1 protein-coding gene is annotated in these 564 nt (G+C 73.4%); it reads left to right on the plus strand.

The features are described from left to right. The coding region (locus P3H15_RS54425) for a coenzyme F420-0:L-glutamate ligase (RefSeq protein WP_276144889.1) at nucleotides 1–564 on the plus strand (564 nt) is incomplete at both ends.

Here is a 564-nt window from a genome sequence, read left to right on the forward strand (position 1 = left end):
CCAGCAAGGTGTTCTCCAAGGTGGAGGGCCGGATCGTGTCCTCGCCGACCGACCCCGAGGAGCGGGACGCGGCCCGCCGGCGGCTGGTGGAGCAGGAAGCGGTCCGGGTCGTCGCCCGCAAGGGCCGGACCCTGATCACCGAGAACCGGCTCGGGATCGTGCAGGCGGCGTCCGGTATCGACGGCTCGAATGTGGAGGGCTCGGAACTGGCTCTGCTGCCGGAGGATCCGGACGGCAGTGCCCGCGGGCTGCGGGAGGCGATCGCGGCGGCGCTCGGGGTGACGGTGGCGGTGGTGGTCACCGACACGATGGGGCGGGCGTGGCGCAACGGGCAGATCGACGCCGCGATCGGTGCGGCCGGGGTGCCGGTGCTGCACGGATACGTCGGGGCCCGGGACTCGCAGGGCAACGAACTCATGGTCACCGAGGTCGCGGTGGCCGACGAGATCGCCGCGGCCGGGGATCTGGTGAAGGGCAAGCTCGGTGGGGTGCCGGTCGCGGTGGTCCGTGGTCTGGGTCTGGCCGACGACGGGTCGCGGGCGCGGGATCTGATCCGCGGCGGTG

The organism is Rhodococcus sp. T2V (genome assembly GCF_029269925.1).
Lineage (GTDB): Bacteria > Actinomycetota > Actinomycetes > Mycobacteriales > Mycobacteriaceae > Rhodococcus_F > Rhodococcus_F koreensis.